Here is a 15,618-nt window from a genome sequence, read left to right as displayed (position 1 = left end):
GTCACTATGAGCCAGTCCGGAAAAATCGAACAGCAAAAAATTTTACGCGTTTTCAAATTGATCAATTTGCTACAAAGTAATATAGGCAAGCCTGTACACAGACTTGCCGAATTGTTGGAGACTGATGAACGCACAGTTTATCGCTATTTCAAATTACTGGAAGCTTTGGGTTTTGAGGTCGTGAAGGAATTCAGCAAATACAAGATTCAACACAGGCCAGGAATGGATCAGACCTTGAACTACGGTACCTTTTCGCAGGAAGAAAGCCAATGGCTACGATCTGTAATTGAAAGTCATGGAAAAGGCAACCTTCTGCATGATTCTCTCTTGAAAAAGTTGGCTCTCAGGTCGGAAGTCAAGCAGGGGACAGAACAACTGTTCAAGGCAAATTTAGGTAGGTTAGTAGATGAAATAGGCCAAAGTATTCAGCAAAAAAAACAAGTTTGGCTGAAGGATTATTATTCACTTAGCTCAGATACCACAAGTGACCGTTTGGTAGAACCAGTGGCTTTTTCATCCAACTATGAATCAATTCATGCTTTTGAACCATCAAGTAAAAGCATGAAAGTTTTTAAAATCGAGCGAATAGGTGAAGTTGTTTTGAGTCAGGAAGATTGGAAATATGAAACTAAACACCAGTTACCAGGTACCCAGTTGTTTGGGTTTACTGGAAAGAACCTGTTCCTGGTCAAGTTGAAACTAAGTAAAAAAGCATACCAGCTTATGCTAGAAGAGCATCCAAATGCGAGACCATTTATGTCTATCAAGAACAGGAACCAATATTATTTTCATGGAGAAATACCACAGTTACCCGGATTGGCGAGGTTTATTCTAGGCTTGCCAGGCGAAGTAAAAGTAGAAGAAGGCGAGGAGATGAAGGCTTACTTAGCTGAGCAGAAAGCACGGACGAACTTTGTTTAAACGACACTGTAAGGTCATAGCTAATATTCTCTGACTATCCTTAGCACTATCAAGTAGGATAAATAGGGAGTTGCATAGCTCATTAGGTGGATTTTCAGTTAGAATTAGTGGTAAATCTATTCCCAAATATGATCAAAATGATCGCTCCGGCAAGAGATATCGATACATAGTTAATCCCCATTCTGGAAGGCAAATCTGACCAATTTGACACAAAATACACTCCTATGCAAAGTATGCCCATAACAGCCAACACAATGGATGCAAAGGTGGGTAAACCATTTGTTTTTGCATTCTCCTTTTCGCGATGGGAAAGGCTATTATAGCCAGCAAGAAGCCCGGGGAAAAATTTGATTAGCGCACTAAAAGCGATAAAAAGTAAGCCCACATAAATTGTTTCCATCCTGTTTGCATTGGTAAATATCAAAATTGCTTAATTAATATACCTATTTATTTTGGGATGCAAGCATTTAAAGAATGTAGAGAGAATAAAAGGGCTTAGAAATTAATCTAAGCCCTTTTCTTATCCTGAATATATTAACTAATGTCTCATTAAAGACTCTTAGTCATTTTATCCACTTTCTTGCTGAGATCTAAAATAGCCTTAGCGTAGCGGGAATCCCATTCCTCCAGACGTGCAGTTGATTTGGTTTCCACTTCATATTTTATTCCCGGCAAAATCCATGAAGCATATCCGGAGAAGGGATCAGTACTCACATATAATGATCTATACCAGCTGCCAAAATACATTCCTTTGGGATCAATCCAGCTTTTCTCCAAAGCAATAAGACCCTTATTTAAAGTGTGAATCTGTTTTTCAGAAAGGTTTCCTGATTCAAGAGCAGCATTCATCGCTGTTTGATAAGCATCCGAACTTGCTTGTAATTTTTCAATGGCCGCATCCACTTTGTCAAACGATACGAATAAAGAATCCAATTCTTTTACTGCTTTGACTGCATTATCAAAATGCATCTTCAAGTCCTGAGCATATCTTGGAACATCATAAGGAATGATTGTTGCATTTGCCAGCCTGAGCGTAAGCACGCCAATAACCGAAGCTACAGTTCCGCCCATCTTAAATGTCGGATCTACAAACTTGCTGTAATAGTGGAAGTTGTCATAGTTAGAGTGGTAAGCTGAAGTACCTCCAGAACCACCACTCAAACTTGGAACTCCAGCATACATATAAAATGCAATATGATCAGATCCACCACCCAGATTTCCGATCCTTGGCTCTTCATTTTTACCAGCCCAAACCTCATACACTGACTTGGCAGAATCCGGATAAGCGACTTCTTTTGAAGCTTCAATAATCAGATTTTTCAAGGTAGGAGCAGCGGAAACCCCAAAATTTCTTCCAGATACCCCTGCGTCAAAATTCATATAGATTACAGCTTTTGCCCCTAATTCATCCTTAAACTGCTCCACCCATTCTGTAGAACCGATCACACCTTGTTCCTCAGCATCCCAATGCCCAATTAAGATTGATCTTTTTGGGCGCACCCCATCTTTAATTAATTCTCCGATAGCTTCTGCGAGTGTGAGCATCATTGCCGTTCCTGAATTGGGGTCAGTCGCTCCAAAACTCCAGGCATCGTAATGGCTTCCCAATATAATCCACTCATCAGGAAATTCACTACCCTCGAATTTGCCCACTACATTATTGGCTCTGATGTAGTCCACAGGTTGTTCCACTTTCACACGTACTTTCAGCTCAGAACCTCCAGTGAGCTTATATTCAAAGGGCAACCCACCTTGCCATTCTTCAGGAACTGAAGAGCCTTTCATTCGGCTTAAGATCTCTTTGGCAGCGCCATAACCAATCGGCGAAACAGGAATTGTATGAAAAGCGACATCCTTGGGATCGAGTCTCTTCACTTTTTTATCCCCATCTAACGGAAGGGCAGGTTCGAAGGGAGTCAACGGATCTCCCGTGTAGTCCAGCGTCAACAAAGAACCTCGCTGAATGGTAGTTTCATTGTAAAAAGGTCCTTCAGGATACACATTTCCTTTTCCAAATCCTGAGTCCTCCGGATCTGTATAAATGATCAATGCAGCAGCTCCATATTGTTCTGCAAATTGCGCTTTATAGCCCCGGAAATTTCCACCATATCTAGCTATTATGACTTTGCCTTTCAGGTCGACTCCCATTTCAGCCAGTTTTTCGAAATCGGCCTTGACCCCATAATTGGCATAGACCACTTCAGCAGTGACGTCTCCAGATCCCGAGTAGGCATTGAATCCTTTATGCAGTCGGGAGTCAGTAGAAAACGGGTCGCCTTCGATTGGACCTTCCTGTTGGGATAAGGTGATTTTGTTAGGGGTTACTATTTCCAAAAGCGATTCGCCCGGTTCATTTGGCAAATACACATCATAAGGGTAGGAGGTCACATCCATTCCCGCATCCGTCATCACCTTGGTTATATAGGTAGCAACGTCTTCGTTTTCGGGGGTTCCTGCGATGTGTGGTGCTTTCGTCAGTTCTTTCAGGTGAACTTTAAATTGGTCATAATCGACAGCTTTGAGATATTCGCTCTCAATAGCAACCTCTTTACTTTTATCCTGCGGAAAAAAACCCGTCACGTGTTGGGCCTTTGCTGAAAAGGTTAAGCCAATAACGAGAGCAATTCCTAAAATAGGTTTGTTTTTGGTCATATTTATTAGTTGGTTAAAAGCTCTGCAACGGATACTATGTGTTCGGAAGGAACATTTACAATTCTCTTAGTTCGAAGATACCTACCAAGTTCGTACGCATCATAATTCGGACTCTCTGGGTCAAAACTTGATATTCTCACCAAACCTCTGGAATGGACAAATTCTCCGTTTCCTATCCACATCCCTACATGAACTACCCTTTCTTTCTTCTCAGCTGTTCCTTTTACCCCAAAAAACAGCAAATCACCCACTTGAAGGTTTTCCCAGTTTTTGTCAGCATCCACTAGCTCACCCTCATTGATCTGCTGGGATGCATCACGCGGGATAATCTGTCCATTGAGGTAATAGATGGTCTTGGTGAACCCACTGCAATCCACACCTTTAATGGAAGTACCGCCCCACAGATAAGGGGTCCCCATCATTTGCTTAGCTGTAGAAATCAGGGATTCCGGAGATGTCTCTCTTGACGCTATCCAGCTTTCCCAGTTCTGGACCTCCTTAGTGGAAATCCATCCCTGTCGACCATCGGGAAGGCTTACCTTCAACTGATCGTTGGACTCTTCTTGAAGTGTTAGGATATTTCCTGCCACAAGGTCTGAAACCATTTCTGTCTGGTCTGTATTTTGCCAGACATGGCCTGTAAGGGCTGTAAAAACAACTTTAGGTTCTCTAAACCAATGTTCTAATTCCGCCTCATCCATCAAATGAATCCCCGCCCTGTCTACCCAGGAAAGGTAGCCGTCTGGAGTTTGGACAAGAAACCACCCATCATCCTCTTTAAGGACATTTAAAGGAGTTCCCATAAGCGCTTGAGTGGCAAGTTCGGCAGAGTGCTTGGGATTGCTTCTGATATTGGCCACAGAGATTGTGACCAAAGCTTTGGTCTTTTCTCCAAGCTGTGCATCAGGCAAACGTAAGACAGCATCGGTAAAATTGATCTGTAGGGAATTGATTTCTTTGACCAGTTGATCCAAAGCTTCCGGCTGATCAGTTTGGCCTTTTAGCGTGTCATTTTCAAATGTCAAATCCCAAAGCGCCACACGTTTATCAGGGGCCACTTCCGCTCGTTTTGCTTCAATTAAATCACTTACAAGTACATTGTTTTCATCGGTTTTGCAGGAAACTAGCACAGCGATGAGAAATACAAGATTTGGGATATATATTCTTTTCATAATACAGGCAAAATAAACGAAACCGCAAGAAAAGCCCAATAATACAGGATTGTTCTTGCGGTTTTTAAAAACGCCTCATTTCGGAATTAATTCATCTTCAATCCTGGGGACCGCTCCAAAAATTCTTGATAAAGCCTAACTTGTCGATTGGACAGCGGCATTCTGTATCCTTCAATAAATACATGAAGAATATTTGTCTTGGTTTCGAACGGATCACCATCGGCAACAATAAGATTTGCAGTTTTACCTGCTTCAACAGATCCATATTGGTCTGCCAACCCAAAGATTTCAGCAGGATTTATGGTTACAGCTTTCCAGGCTTCTTCCTTTCCCAGGCCATAAGCAGCAGCAAAAGCAGCAAAAAACGGCAAGTTTCTCACATTCTCCTGCTCATCAGTTCTGATAGCTAATTTCACTCCTGCTTTTGCCATTTTTCCAGCATTGGCATAGGCAGCATCATAGCGGTCAGACTCTCGTGTTGGAAGCGCCTGAATGGGACCGGTAATTACAGGGATACCCGCTTTAGCGATTGCTTCGGCTACTCTCCAGCCTTCCGCCACCCCTGTAAAGATCACCTTAGCTTCCTTTCCTTCTACCCATTTGATGGCTGCCTGGATATCAGAAGCTGTATTTACTTCAATCAACAATGGGAGCTCACCTGTTGTCGCTTTGGCAAGCTGTTCCATTTCTGGATAATATTCCAGTTCTGCACCATTTGCCGCAAGTGTACTGTAGTTTTTCGCGTTTTCCCAAAGTTTATCTGCCTCCTTAAGTGCTTTTTCACTCGCCTTTTTGATGTCTTCATCTGATCTGCGGTCATACCTTCCTCTTCGGCCAGAGCTTGGAAAATTCATCACCACACCTTTAAATCCGGCAAACATCTGATCAGGAGTGTATCCATTCAAGTTGATCAAAGCGGCAGTACCGGGGAATAATCCTCCGGAAGGAACAGTGAGAACGGTGGTGACACCAGAAACTCTTGTCACCGGAATAGCAACTGAATTAGGATTTACTGCGGTCAAAGCCTGCATGTTAGGGGTGAAATCCCCGATTTCTGCATAGTCAACAGTTTCGGCCACTGAGCTGACTTCCACTAGCCCTAGCTTTGTGCCTCCATCGATCATTCCTGGATAGATGAATTTCCCGCTGCAGTCTATTATTTCAGCTTCATCAGCGGCAATATTAGCTCCGACCTCCTTGATTTTCCCATCTTCTACCAAAACGGATGTATTGTTCAGCACTCCTTGGGTGATAGTTACCACAGTCGCATTCTGCAATAAGAACTTACCGGATCTTGGTTTGATCACTTCCCCATCTATTTGCGCAGCTGCCACCATCGGCAACAATGCAAGAATTAGGGCGCAAAAGGTTTTATTTAGTATTTTCATCTATTTATAGTTGTTTCAAAATGGTCAGATGGAATCTCGCATGCATTATAATCATCCCGGTGTGTGTCGTTTTCGACATGCTCGATTTCATGTGTTTATTGATTTAATAGGAATAAAGAGTTGGTAGTCTCAAAAAGACTTTCCGTTCCTTGCATACATCGATCTTCATGATCCGTGGAGATAGTCACTTCCTCAACCATTTGAGTAGGACTGATTTTTAGCCGCTGATCATCTGCGTCTTCCTTGATATCAAAATACTTCACTCCATCCACGAATGTCATTTGTGGAACTGCATAAGAAGAAAGAGGATGTCCCTCGAACAGCACCAAATCACCTTGCTTGCCTTCTTCTATGGAACCTACCTTCTCGTCTATGCCTAACTGCTTGGCTGGATTGATAGTAATCATAGATAAAGCTTGGTCATCAGTCATGCCGCCGTAGCGTTGTGTCTTTGCTGCTTCGTGATACAGGTGGCGAATCAATTCTGCATCATCAGAATTGATTGAGGTGATGGCACCATTTTCTGTTAAAATAGCAGCATTATAGGCAGTAGAATAATAAACTTCAAACTTATAAGCCCACCAGTCTGCAAAAACTGATGCTCCCATTGTGTATTCTGCTATCTCCGGAGCCACTTTAAACCCTTCATTGGTATGCTGAAATACCAATTTTGTAATTCCAAAATCCCTTGCCACATTGATTAGCATGTAGATTTCATCTGCACGATAGGAATGGCAGTGGATAATTATTTTTCCATCTAAAATATCTGACAAAATCTGAAGTCTTTCATTATGAACAGGCGGTAGCGCTTTACTGTTTTTTTGGGACGAAGCGGAGTTGTATTCATCCCAGGCCTTCTTATACTGAATAGCTTCATTAAACCCGTTCCTTAGAATGCCTTCAACACCCATTCTAGTCCTTGGCTGAATTCCGTTTCCTCTCCCGTGAACTCTTGTTGGGTTTTCGCCCAATGCAAACTTGATTGTTCTAGGGGCATCCTGCATGATAATATCTGCTGGGTCAGTAGATCCCCACCTATGTTTTAAAGTTGCATTTTGTCCGCCAATCACATTTGCTGATCCATGCATAGCATGGGAAATAGTAACACCCCCGGCCAGAGCCCTGTAAATCCCTACTTCAAAAGGATTTACCACATCTTTCATCCGAACTTCAGCTACTATCGGTGCAGTAGCTTCATTGACTACATCCAGACCAAGATGAGAGTGTGCATCTATTATACCAGGCATCAGGTATTTGCCAGTACCATCAATTGTAGTGACATCTTTTGGTGCATTGATATTTTGCCCTACTTTCTTGATTATACCATCTTGGACCAGAACATCTGAGTTTTCAAGTGTTCCGTTGGTGATGGTAAGAACGGTTGCATTTTTTATCAATACACTACCTTTTTTCACTTGAGCTGAGGCAATTTGAATACTCAAGCCCAACAGTGCGGCAAGAAAATATGTTGTCTTTTTCATGTATTTATGATTTCTTTTTTTTAAGGGCACATGGAATTTCGCATGTATCAGTATCATCCAAGTGCCTGACTCTTGAGTCCTGCTCAATTTCATGTCTTTACTTGGTTGCGATTAAAGTTGGATTGAGTGTTCCCTTGAATGGAAATGATCCAAACTCGCCTACTGTCATAGTGGCTTCAAGGCTCCCATCGCTGACTTCACCGGATACATCTACAGTTATCTCCATCCCATTTGCCGTGATATCAAAGGAGAACGATAGCGTGCTACCATCCAAAACCACATTTTTAAGAGGAGATGTAGCCTTACCTGATCCTGAAGGATCATCGTATGTAATAGTCCCTGTATAGTCTGACCCTTCTTTTTGAATACTAAGTTCTCCCCCCGAAGATCCTGCAGGAGTTTCTGATGTGTAATCCCAATTTCCCTCAATTTTGGGTTGCTCGCCATGTCCATCTTTCGAAGATTTCTTTTTGGACTTGGTCTCAAAATTGAAAATATAACCATCCACTACCATGTGTTTGATTTGGGAATTCTCCGCGAAGATTGAATCTGTGCTTAAAATCAAATTTGCCATCTTTCCTTTTTCTATAGTTCCTGCAACGGAGCTTAACCCTAAAATGGAAGCTGAATTAGTTGTTAGCGCTTCTAAAGCTGCTTTTTCGGAAAGTCCATTTTCGATCATGGATTGGAGGGCTTTCATGATATTTTCGGATTTTACCCCTACTGTGGAGAAGGCGAATGGTATCCCTGCTTCTTCGAGTTTGCCAGCTTGGGCAAGTGCCTTATTATACGCATCTTTAACCCGTGCATTCAAAACTTTCACTTCATCTGTAGCATCTTCTTTTTGAGCTTTGATAGCTTTATCATCCGGTATTTCTAATTTCACTAAAACACTGGAACCAGAAGATTTTAATACATCTATTACTCCTTCATAATCTTCCAAATCCGTTAAAATCAAGTTGAATCCCTTCTCTTTTTGAAGACTAATTGCTCTTCTAATTTCCAATTCCGAAGGGGCTGAAAACAAAACTGGAATCTTTCCTGTGACTACATCCTGCATTGCACTGTAGGTAGGAGTTATCTCTGGCCGTTTCAATCCAGTTACTGTCTTGTACATCTCTGATCTTTGTGAGGTAAGTTTTGTATTATCATATACCTCCCGGAATTTGGCCATTACACCCACTGCTGTGGCAGGATACATTCCTCTAGACCCATTGAGGCTGGCCACTAATGCAGTGTTCTGTATCAATAAATTGGTGGAATTTTCATTCCCCAAAAGTATAATTGCGGCCTTACCGGCAAGCATGCCTCCTGCAGGAGTGATCTGCACTAAAGCGAACCCAGTTTTTCTTAAATCTTCGATTTTACTGTCTTTCGGGGAAAAATGATCAAGTGCAGATCTCCATGGAGTGATACCTGCGATCTCATCGGGGGGATTTGATGAGACAAAATCCTCAGGTCTTTCCGGGTCATTTGGTTTTATGATTCCTGCATCACTTGTACCGGCTATAAAAGCAGGGTAAATAAATAGAGAGTCTCCTACGATTGTTTTTGCTTCTTTTGGAAGAGAAATGTTGGTTCCTACATCTTGGATTAGTCCGTCGTTAATAAGGACAGTTGCCTTGATTCCTGGATTGCCTGGTGCCGTGAAGACAGTTGCATTCGTGATCGCATAGGTATCGGTGATTCGCTTCTTGCCCGATGGATCACTCTGAGCGTGAGCCATTGAAGAAGAAAGCCAGCCTGAGACCAATAAGCAAAAAACACCTGCGCGCAGTAGTTCTTTTTTCATATGATTATAATTTGATTTTCAAAGGCCACATGGAATCTCGCATGGTGTATACTCAACCCTCTGTGTCATCTGGGACATGCTTGATTTCATGTGATAGAATTGGTTTTAAAATAAAGAGGTAAGGTTGAAGTTATAATTGACAGTCCTTGCAAGGGTTTTATCAGATTCAATCTCCCCGGAGTTGATGGTTTAATTTATAAAAGCAAGCTAATAAAAGGGATTTCGGAATCCTTTTGGAATTATTTTTTACTGTTCATTATTTGATTAATGGCAAGATAATACATGTGAAATACTGTTTAAATCATATAACATTCAAGGCAGAAGAAATGAATTTATTTGACTGGTAAATAAAGCGTGGTTTTAACCTTTAGATACTATATTTGAAACAAGTGTCACCCCGCAAAGAATGAAAAAAATCCTGATCATCGAGGATGATTTACTTATATCCAGCCTAGTTCAATTCCGTCTCAAAAAGGATGGTTATGATACTGTATTGGTAAAAGATGGGAATGCCGGAATTCTCGCCATTGATACAGAAACATTGGATTTGATTATTACTGATGTAATGATTCCTTTCAAGAATGGAATTGAAATCATCCATCATGCCAGAAAGACAAAACCGGAAGTCCCTATTATTGTGCTGAGCTCGTTGGGGGAAGAAGAAAAAACTGTACTGGAAGCATTCAATTTAGGTGTAGCTGATTTTATTCCCAAACCATTCAATCCCAATGAGCTGGCTATCCGTGTAAAACGCGTTCTTAAGTCTTAATTCATGCTTATTAAAAACGCAGTTACATTCGTGTTCTTGCTGTTTTTGATGATCAAAACAGACTTGGTTTTTGGTCAGGAAGAGCAATTCTTACCTGACTCAACTTCATTCGTTGATTTTTTGATTTCCCAGGAAGAAATCCCAGGCTTGCAATTTCGATTGATAGACAATTCAGGACAGTTTTTTTCAGATAGTACAAGTAATTCTACTTCGGAAACTGGTTTAATTGCTGAGTTCCCAACGGCTCTTTTCTTAAGAGATAGTCTAATGCGGGAAGATTCTGTTACCCGGGAGATTCAATTCCTGGTCTATGAAGAAGAAAACAGCTTCACCGCAGTACAGGAGTATGTTTCAAATCTTCTTCGAAATGGTGATATTGAACCTAAACAACTAGCAAATTCAACTGAAAAAGATTTTATTTCCCTGGCGACACGCACAAGATATTCCCCATTCTTTTCTGGGACTTTTTCTTATTTAGGTGACTTTAAGATTTTCGTAGTCGTACTCACAATTACCCTTTTTGTTCTGTTTGCTTTAGGGATGATCATCTTCATGTTGATTTTCAAAGCCCGAAGTAATAGAAAGGAAAAACTATTATCTGTGTATGATGAGCAGATAATAGGGCACCTTTCTGAAATTTTATTTGAGAACAGTCAACACGAATTAGAGGGCATGAGCGATGAGGAATTATATAGAAATTTCCCCCTAAAACAACTCAAAAAACCGCTCTACATACATGTGCTGGTTGAGCGGATATTGGCATTGAATAAGAAAATGAAGGGCGATTTTAAGCTTAAGTTAAAAGCGCTCTATAAAAGATTGGCCCTTGACAAGATTTCAATTGAAAAGTTGAGCAGTTCAAAATGGGACACTGTAGTGACAGGTCTGGTAGAGATTAATGAGATGGATTTAACAGAAGCTTTATTGGAAGTGAAGAAGCTTGTCAACTCTCCTAATTTTTACATACGCTCCCAAGCCGTAGCTACGCTATTGAATCTTTCCGAAAGTGTTGATTTATCGTTTCTCCGAGACCAGACATTTCCGCTTTCACGATGGCAGCAGATGAACTATTTACGTATTATTAAATACCTCAATTCTTCCAGAAGACTAAATATAAATAGTTTGTTTAGCTCCCATAATCAAAGTATTAGATTATTTGGCTATAAGCTGGTTAGGATCCTGGGACTTGTTGATCTGTTGGCAGAATTAGAAGAAAAATTTGAGTCATCACCTGATCTGGAGAAAATTGAGATTATAAAAACTTTCGAGTATTTAGGAATCCCCTCGGAAATAGAACTGATTAATAGCAGTTTGAAATCCGACAACATGGAGTTGATCTCAGCTGCTGCCAGAGCAGCTGGAGCTATTGGAGATCACAGCTCTGCACTATTAATCTATGAGATACTTGCAACTTCTCCCGGTTTTAAACTCAAACTAGTTCTTATGCAAAGCCTCCAGCAACTTCATAGAGAATTATACGAAACATTTATAAGAGAAAATTCAACATCCGATATACAAAGAATCAACGAGCACTTATTAGACCCTTTACTAAAAGATGTATAGTTTCTTGTTTTATCTAATTATGGAAATTTCGGGGATTATATTTCTTTTCCTCAGTTTTTCTGTGATCGTTATCTACTTGTTTATCATGACCCTTAGTGCGTTGGAAATGCGGGATCACAGAAGAAAGGACAGATTTGCCGATTATCAGGATATCATCACTTCCCCGATTGCCCCCGGTGTTTCTATTTTGGCACCTGCTTACAATGAAGGTGAATCTATAGTACAGAATGTGAAGAGTCTCCTTTCTCTTCACTACGGGAAATTTGAAGTGATTGTAATCAACGACGGATCAAAGGATGAAACCCTGGCTAAGCTGATAGAGGCCTTTGAATTAGAGCTTACTGATTTTGCGTATTGTGAAGAAATTCCGGCTCAGCGTGTACGGGGGATCTATAAATCCAAAAACCGATCATACAATAGGCTTGTGGTCATAGACAAAGAAAACGGAGGAAAGGCTGATGCACTGAATACGGGAATCAATGTTTCTTCCAAAGAACTTTTAGCCTGTATCGATGTAGATTGTATCCTTTCGCATGAATCAATTACCAGGATGGTCAGGCCTTTTATGGAGGAGACAAACCGGCAGGTGATAGCTGTAGGAGGGGTGATAGGAATTGCAAATAACTGTGATGTACAGGATGGTACGGTAACAAAATACCGGGTGCCGACAACACTTTTAGGAAGGTTCCAGGTGATTGAATACTGTAGAGCCTTTTTGATGGGAAGAATGGCCTGGACAAGAATAAATGGCCTGATGCTAATATCAGGTGCATTTGGGTTTTTCAAACGTGATCTAGTAGTGGAAGTAGGAGGGTACTTTCCTAAAACCGTAGGGGAAGACATGGAGCTGGTAGTTCGTATGCGGCGACATATGGAGGAGCGTAATATTCCACATAAAGTTTCATTTGTACCGGATCCGCTTTGTTGGACCGAGGTTCCTGAGAGTGAGGAGGTGCTTTCCAGGCAGAGGAATCGCTGGATACGTGGGACAATTGAAACATTACAGCTTCATCATGTGATTCGTCTGAACCCAAACTATGGGATTATGGGGATGCTATCCTATCCTTATTGGAATATATTTGAAAAAATGGCTCCCGTTTTAGAACTACTTGGTGTGATATACACGATAACTCTGATTATTTTAGGTGATTTCTCAGCATTCTATTTTGTTGCTTTATTTGTTGTTCTTTACTTATTGTCCATCCTGGTATCCTCATTCAGCATTTTATATGAGCAGATTTCCTACAATAATTACAAGGACAAAAAAGACCTAAATAAACTTATCCTTACCGCTTTCCTCGAACCGATGATGGTTCATCCAAAGATTGTTTTTTGGGGGCTCAAAGGGCATTGGGATTTTATTAAAGGAAAGGGGGGCTGGGGCCAAATGATTCGGACCGGATTTAAGAAATCTGAAGACAAAAAGAGCATAGAACCCAATAAACTGAACTCTTGATCATGCAAAAAACAATTACTCTTCTGGTTTTAGCCTTTGTTTTTTCATGTGCTCTCAAAGCGCAGGATTCATTTGATCCAGATGTTTTGCTTGCCCAGGCAAGGACATTGATTTTAGACGATAAGTATATCGAAGGCAGAAAAATCGCTTTTCGTGCACTGTCTAAGTATCCTGATTATGCAGATATTCTAATCCTGGTAGGAAGAAGCTATGCCTGGGAAGGCAAAAACGATTCGGCCTCAATCTACTTAGAGCGGGCCATTATAGCCTCTCCTGACTATGTGGATGGTTATTCGGCATATCTGGATAATCTATCCTGGGCAGAACAATACGACAAGGCAGATACTGTTTTAGCAAAAGCCAGAACAAATCTTGGAGCCCCCCTACCTAATGAGTTGCGCTACAAGGAGTCTCGATTGTTCTATTATAAAGAAGAGTACGATGCTGCCTATGATATAGCGGAAGACCTTTTCGAGAAAAAATACAAGAGTGATGATTTACTTGACTACATGCAAACCTTACAGCGATACAGAAGGAATAATGCAGTAGGGGCCACTTATGATTACGATTCCTTTGAAGGGGATATTTCATCATGGAATACGTTTTCTTTTTATGCAAGAACAAGGACTAAATTGACAGGGACTCTCATAGGAAGAGTGACTCAATCCTCTAGGTATGATGATAACGGCACATTGTTCGAACTGGATGCATACCCTTCTTTAGGAAAAAAAATGTATGCCTATATAAACATTGGGGGGTCTTCAGCAAGCTTCTTTCCGGAGTTTCGGGTAGGTGCCTCCCTTTACTACAACTTGCCTAAAGCCTGGGAGATTGATGGAGGATTTAGGTACTTGCAATTTTCAGAAACTACCACTATTTACACCGCTTCGGTAGGCAAGTATGTTGGCAACTGGTGGTTTAATCTACGTGGAAATTTGATCCCGGGAACGGGTAACAGCCTTGGAATCTCTGCTAATTTTCAGGCAAGGTATTATTTCAAAACAGGAGAAGATTTCTTCTCAGCGCAATTGAGTTCAGGAGTATCCCCGGATGAGGAAACCCGTGACCCCACGCAGCTTCTGAATTCCTACCGTGTAAGAGTTGGTTATCAGCAGTTGGTCACACAACGCTTTATGGTCTATGCGTTCTCTGGTTATAGCCATGATGAACTTGGTCCGGATCGTTTTAGAAACAACCTGAATTTCTCATTGGGTTTAGAATATCGCTTCTGATGAGAAAAATAGTTACAGAGGAGTTTAAATTGTACGCTGGCCGCTTACTGCCGCTCATTATCCTAATCATTATCATTCCTTTGATGAGCTATGTAATATGGCTGATATATCCTTCCAGGCCACTGGAGGTAGTAGTAGTGGATAAAACTGTTCCGACGGATAGCTATCAGGAGCATCATGCAATTTTTTGGGCGCTGGAGTATCGGAAGTTTCAAAATCAGAATGGGGAGTTCTACAAGGTAAATAGCGATTACTTCGGGTTTTTCCCTGATAAGACACCTACCTACGGCAGGTCAAAGGATCTTAGGGATCTGTCTGAAGAGGAGATGGCCAAACAAGCTTCTAGCCTTGATGTTCTCTACTTTGCAGATACGTATGGTGTGTTTGAGGACGATTTTAAAAAAGTGGATGCTGAGGAGAGATCAAAGAAGATTTACGGTGGATTGAATCGCGGAGACATCAATTTACTACGTGAAGTCTCAACGCAGAATAAAACCATCATTGCAGAATTCAACACTATGGCTTCGCCGACTCCTGTAGGTATTAGAACTGAGTTTGAGAATCTTATGGGATTAAAATGGACAGGCTGGATCGCAAGATATTTTGATGAGATGGATACTACCGTCAACAAAGATATACCGGATTGGTTTATAAATCAGTATGTAGAACAGCATGCAAATACTTGGTTACCTTCTGGTCCGGGCATAGCCTTCGTCCATGAAAATGGAAGTGTGGAAGCATTTTCAAATGGGTTGGATTACTTTGGAGAAACCCCCAAAATCCGTACACAAAGAATCAATCAGCATGGATTTAAGCTTCCTGAAATAGTACCTTATCCCGATTGGTTTGATATAGTGCTTATAGATCGTGATTATCAGGTGATTTCCTATTACGATATAGATCCTTCAGATCGTGGAAAAGAGAAGTTGAGGAATATGGGATTGCCACGGTTTTTTCCTGCCGCAGTAGTGAAAAATGTGGGAAACGGGCAATACTATTATTTAGCCGGAGACTTTTCTGATATGCAAAATTCCACTGGATCCCCCCGCTTCCAAGGCCTGCCTGTGCTCTGGAGAGGGCTTCACCTGGTAACAGATTATACAGATAGAGAAAGCTTTTATTGGAATTATTTTTATCCATTGCTTTCTCAGATTTTGGAAAGAACATACGCTAAAAAAAAACCGGAATAAGA

General features: G+C 41.2%; 12 protein-coding genes. 6 read left to right on the top strand and 6 right to left on the bottom strand.

Annotation, left to right across the window (positions count from 1 at the left end; genetic code table 11):
• Positions 1 to 6: 6 nt before the first annotated feature.
• Complete coding sequence (locus AS141_RS04720; RefSeq protein WP_057936478.1) at positions 7 to 921, top strand: helix-turn-helix transcriptional regulator; 915 nt, start codon at positions 7 to 9, stop codon at positions 919 to 921.
• 94 nt (positions 922 to 1,015) lie between these two features.
• Here AS141_RS04720 and AS141_RS04715 read toward each other — a convergent pair whose 3' ends face one another.
• The 6 genes from AS141_RS04715 to AS141_RS04690 form a co-directional block, all read right to left on the bottom strand.
• Complete coding sequence (locus AS141_RS04715; RefSeq protein ID WP_057936477.1) at positions 1,016 to 1,321, bottom strand: DUF3784 domain-containing protein; 306 nt, start codon at positions 1,319 to 1,321, stop codon at positions 1,016 to 1,018.
• A gap of 149 nt (positions 1,322 to 1,470) precedes the next feature.
• The gene (locus tag AS141_RS04710; protein ID WP_057936476.1) at positions 1,471 to 3,573 is read right to left on the bottom strand and encodes a M28 family peptidase; all 2,103 of its coding nucleotides are present in this window, start codon (positions 3,571 to 3,573) and stop codon (positions 1,471 to 1,473) included.
• A gap of 5 nt (positions 3,574 to 3,578) precedes the next feature.
• Positions 3,579 to 4,745 (bottom strand): C40 family peptidase, encoded by a 1,167-nt coding sequence (locus AS141_RS04705; RefSeq protein WP_057936475.1) that lies wholly within the window; start codon positions 4,743 to 4,745, stop codon positions 3,579 to 3,581.
• 86 nt (positions 4,746 to 4,831) lie between these two features.
• On the bottom strand, positions 4,832 to 6,133 hold the full coding sequence (locus AS141_RS04700) for an amidohydrolase family protein (protein WP_057936474.1): 1,302 nt from the start codon (positions 6,131 to 6,133) through the stop codon (positions 4,832 to 4,834).
• Between the two features lie 95 nt (positions 6,134 to 6,228).
• A complete protein-coding gene (locus AS141_RS04695) occupies positions 6,229 to 7,614 on the bottom strand; it encodes an amidohydrolase family protein (protein ID WP_057936754.1) in 1,386 nt (461 codons plus the stop codon).
• 97 nt (positions 7,615 to 7,711) lie between these two features.
• Entirely contained in the window at positions 7,712 to 9,406 is a 1,695-nt protein-coding gene (locus tag AS141_RS04690; RefSeq protein ID WP_232424820.1) for an amidohydrolase family protein, read from the bottom strand.
• A 406-nt stretch (positions 9,407 to 9,812) separates the two neighbouring features.
• Here AS141_RS04690 and AS141_RS04685 point away from each other — a divergent pair, with 406 nt between their 5' ends.
• The 5 genes from AS141_RS04685 to AS141_RS04665 are packed head-to-tail and all read left to right on the top strand — an operon-like array spanning position 9,813 to position 15,616.
• Positions 9,813 to 10,175 carry a response regulator transcription factor gene (locus AS141_RS04685; protein ID WP_057936473.1) on the top strand — a complete coding sequence of 121 codons (363 nt, stop codon included), beginning with the start codon at positions 9,813 to 9,815 and terminating at the stop codon, positions 10,173 to 10,175.
• Positions 10,176 to 10,178: 3 nt separating this feature from the next.
• Complete coding sequence (locus tag AS141_RS04680) at positions 10,179 to 11,738, top strand: hypothetical protein (protein ID WP_157243391.1); 1,560 nt, start codon at positions 10,179 to 10,181, stop codon at positions 11,736 to 11,738.
• A 19-nt stretch (positions 11,739 to 11,757) separates the two neighbouring features.
• Entirely contained in the window at positions 11,758 to 13,194 is a 1,437-nt protein-coding gene (locus AS141_RS04675) for a glycosyltransferase family 2 protein (protein WP_232424819.1), read from the top strand.
• A gap of 2 nt (positions 13,195 to 13,196) precedes the next feature.
• Entirely contained in the window at positions 13,197 to 14,426 is a 1,230-nt protein-coding gene (locus AS141_RS04670) for a YaiO family outer membrane beta-barrel protein (RefSeq protein WP_057936470.1), read from the top strand.
• Positions 14,426 to 15,616 (top strand): hypothetical protein, encoded by a 1,191-nt coding sequence (locus AS141_RS04665; protein ID WP_057936469.1) that lies wholly within the window; start codon positions 14,426 to 14,428, stop codon positions 15,614 to 15,616. Before AS141_RS04670 ends, AS141_RS04665 begins: the two co-directional genes overlap by 1 nt.
• The last annotated feature ends 2 nt before the right edge of the window (positions 15,617 to 15,618 follow it).

Origin of the sequence: Algoriphagus resistens (assembly GCF_001442615.1) — a bacterium.
Classification (GTDB): domain Bacteria; phylum Bacteroidota; class Bacteroidia; order Cytophagales; family Cyclobacteriaceae; genus Algoriphagus; species Algoriphagus resistens.
This window is presented reverse-complemented; position numbering and strand designations above follow the sequence as displayed.